The following is a 3,985-nucleotide window of genomic DNA, read 5'->3' as shown; positions in this document are numbered from 1 at the left end:
GTGCAGGACCGATATGAAACTCCTTTCTTCAACAACCTGAAAAAATATGCGCAGCGTCCAATCGGCACCTTTCACGCGCTGCCGATCGCCCGTGGAAAATCGATCTTCAAGTCCGATTGGATTCGCGACATGGGCGAGTTCTATGGGCCCACGTTGTTCCTGGCGGAAAGCAGCGCAACGACGGGCGGACTCGACAGTCTGCTGGAGCCGACCGGCAATATAAAAAAAGCACAGGACATGGCGGCGCGCGCTTTTGGCGCCGATCATGTGTTCTTCGTGACCAATGGCACGTCGACCTCCAACAAGATGGCTGTTCAGGCCCTGCTGGGGCCGGGTGATATCGCGATCGTGGACCGCAACTGCCACAAGTCCCACCATTATGGAATGGTCCTGGCGGGCGCGCAGCCCCTCTACGTCGAGGCATTCCCAATGACGGAATATTCGATGTACGGCGCCGTGCCTCTTCGCACGATCAAGCAAGCTCTCTTGAATCTCAAGGCGGATGGCCGACTGCATCGTGCAAAGATGGTCGATCTGACGAATTGTACGTTTGACGGACACATCTACAACACGCGTAGGGTGATGGAGGAATGTCTGGCGATCAAGCCCGACCTTATTTTCCTGTGGGATGAGGCTTGGTTTGGTTTTGCCCGGTTTTCACCGTTCCTGCGCCCGCGCACTGCGATGGGCGCGGCTAACGACATCGAGGCGTGGCTGCATGATCCGAAGTCGGTTGCCGAGTACGAAAAGCAACAGGCCCAGCTCGGCGCCAATCCTTCGGATGAGACCCTGCTGAAGACGCGACTGATTCCCGATCCCCGAAAGGTGAAGCTGCGGGTCTATCAGACCAACTCCACGCACAAGTCGATGTCGGCGCTACGGCAGGGATCAATGCTGTTGGTCAAGGACGTCGAGTTTCATAGCGTCGAAGCGCAGTTCCACGAGGCTGTGTTTACACACGCCTCTACCAGCCCGAACCAGCAATTGATTGCCAGCCTGGATGTGGCACGGCGGCAAATGGAACTGGAAGGATATGGCCTGGTGCACAATGCGATCGACATCGCATTGACCATCCGAGAGGCCATCACCCAGCACCCGCTGATCTCCAAATATTTTCACATCCTCGGCGCCGACAAGATGGTGCCGGCGGCACACCGTGAGAGCGGTTTCACTGATTATCTGGATCCAGGAGCGAATTGGGCGACGGCGCGGCGCAGCCTGCAGGAGGATGAGTTCTGTCTGGATCCGACACGCATGACGCTTGTTTGCGGTACCGCTGGATTTGACGGAACTCAGTTCAAGGGAATCTTGGCAAACAATTACAATATCCAACTCAACAAAACCTCCCGAAATTCCGTCCTGCTGCAATCCAACATCAACAACACGCGTAGCGACGTTGCGCATCTGATCCGTGTTCTCGTGGAAATTAGCAAGGAGATCGATCAGCGCCTGACCGAAGGCGGGGCCAACGTCCGGAAGACATTCGATGCGCGCGTAAAGACTCTGATGACAGATGTGCCCGACCTGCCAAATTTCTCGCACTTCCACGAAGCCTTCAGGACCGATGCAGGTCGTCGGACCAACGAAGGCGATATCCGCGGTGGCTTCTACATGGCTTATGACGCGCAGGGATGTGAGCATATCCGGCTTGCCGACCCCGAGATCGACCGTCGGCTCAAGGACGGACCTGACCTCGTTTCCGCAAATTTCGTCATTCCTTACCCTCCGGGTTTCCCGATCATGGTGCCCGGCCAGGTGATCACTCGGGAAACCATTGACTTCATGCGCAAGCTCGATGTGAAGGAGATCCACGGCTACGACGCCGCTGAGGGGCTGAAGCTGGTGCTGGCCGAAGCGCTGGCGAGACGAACCGGGAAACCAGCGAAGAAGGCCGCGTGAGGACGCATTAGCAACGAAAGTCAGCTCTCATACGAACAGGTGACGCCATGATCGATTGGTTCGTCCACACGCTCAAGAGCTACCCCGAGATTGCGATCTTTCTGTCCTTGGCACTCGGATATTACTTCGGTTCATTCACTTACAAGGGGCTCGGTCTTGGCGCGGTGACGGCCACGCTGATTGCCGCGGTTCTGATCGGCCAGCTTGGAATTACGGTTTCCGGGCCGCTCAAGCCGACCTTCTTCCTGATGTTCCTGTTCGCCATCGGCTATGGCGTGGGCCCGCAATTCGTGCGGGGCATTTCGCAGGACGGGGTCCCACAGGCCTTGTTTACGGTGGTGGTCTGCTTTTTCTGCCTGGGCACTGCCTATCTTGGCGCGAAGCTCGCCGGGTACAATATCGGCTCTGCTGCGGGACTTTACGCAGGTTCAACGACCATCTCGGCGTCGATGGGCCTTGCGACCGATTCAATCAATCGTCTCGGCCAGTCACCTGAAGACACCAAGAAGCTTCTCGACGCGATGCCCGTCGCTTACGCCGTCACCTATATCTTCGGTACGATCGGATCCGCCCTCATTCTGGCCCTGGTCGGTCCGGCGCTTCTCGGCATTGATCTGGAGGCCGCCTGCAAGCGTTACGAGGAGAAGCATGGGGGCAAAAAGGAATTGGGTGGCCCCGGCACAGCTTGGAATCGGTTCGCGTTGCGCGCCTTCCGTGTGCGTGAGGGTGGACAGGCCGTGGGCAAGACGGTGCAGGCCGCCGAGGCGCTCGCGCCTGGAGAACGAATCTTCGTCCAACGTATCAGGCGCGGCAGTGAGATTATCGAGGCGACCACCGATCTCGTGCTTCAGGCCGGCGATGTGGTTGCGGTGGCTGGTCGGCGCGAAGTTTTGGTCAATCTGATCGGAGCTGTAGCCGAAGAGGTCGATGACCGCGAGCTGTTGGCAGTCCCTGTCGAGGGTCTCGATGTTTACGTGACCAGCAAGCAAATCGACGGAATGACGCTGGCCGAATTGGCGGCATCTCAGGGAACGCGCGGCGTGTTCTTGCGAAAGATCACCCGAGGCGCGACCGCTACCGATATCCCGATCCTTGTCGACACGAAACTGGAGCGGGGCGATATCGTTACGCTCGTCGGGCGAACCCAGGATGTTTTGGCAGCCACGAAGCTGCTGGGCTATCCGGACAAAGTAACCGATGTGGCGGATGTGGCTTTCATCGGCGCGGCAATCGCGATCGGCGCTCTTCTCGGCGCGGTGGTCTACAAGGTAGGCAGCATACCTCTCACCCTGTCCACCTCCGGCGGCGCGCTGATTTCCGGGCTATTTTTTGGCTGGCTACGCTCGGTACGCCCGACATTCGGGCGGATTCCTTCGCCGGCGGTGTGGTTCATGAATTCGGTCGGTCTGAATGTGTTCATCGCCGTAGTCGGCATCTCGTCGGGACCGGGCTTTGTCGCCGGATTGCAACAGCTCGGCTTTAGCCTTTTCCTATGGGGTGTTTTCGTAACGACGTTGCCGCTCATATTGGCGATGTATGTCGGAAAATACCTGTTCCGCTTCGATGATGCGATCCTCCTGGGGGCCTGCTCCGGAGCCCGCACGACAACGGCCTCGCTCGGCATGATCAACGATCGCGCCAAGAGCCAAATCCCGGGGCTTGGCTACACCGTAACCTACGCGGTGGGGAATACCCTGCTGACGATCTGGGGAATGGTTCTTGTCATCTTGCTGACTTAGCCGGACACGGCGGCTGATCATCACTTTTCGCTTAACATATGGGAGCTAACCATGGCAGACGAGCTTACCCTGCGCAATTTCGAAGCCCTGAGCCCCTTCGAGATCAAGGACGAACTGATCAAACTGGCTAAGAAGACGTCGCAGACGTCGCAGCGGGCCTTTCTGAACGCCGGTCGCGGCAATCCAAACTGGATCGCCACCACGCCGCGCGAAGGTTTTTTCCTTCTGGGTCAGTTCGCCGTTACGGAGAGCAAGCGCGTGATGGAACATCCTGCCGGTGTAGGCGGGATGCCGCAGGCGGCTGGGATCGCGGCGCGTTTCGAGGCGTGGCTCTCCAAACATGCGGA

2 protein-coding genes and 1 pseudogene are annotated in these 3,985 nt (G+C 58.3%); all 3 read left to right on the top strand.

The window, feature by feature from the left end:
• On the top strand, positions 1–1,899 hold a 1,899-nt coding region (locus WB528_RS07150), incomplete at its 5' end, for a decarboxylase (protein ID WP_423887720.1).
• 47 nt (positions 1,900–1,946) lie between these two features.
• On the top strand, positions 1,947–3,638 hold the full coding sequence (gene aspT, locus WB528_RS07145; protein ID WP_423887719.1) for an aspartate-alanine antiporter: 1,692 nt from the start codon (positions 1,947–1,949) through the stop codon (positions 3,636–3,638).
• A gap of 51 nt (positions 3,639–3,689) precedes the next feature.
• Positions 3,690–3,985: pseudogene (locus WB528_RS07140) on the top strand (aspartate 4-decarboxylase); the annotation flags it as partial.

The organism is Bradyrhizobium sp. (genome assembly GCF_049586575.1).
In the GTDB taxonomy this organism is placed as follows: Bacteria; Pseudomonadota; Alphaproteobacteria; order Rhizobiales; family Xanthobacteraceae; genus Bradyrhizobium.
The sequence above is the reverse complement of the archived record's forward strand: the minus strand, read 5'-3'. Positions and strand labels throughout refer to the sequence as shown.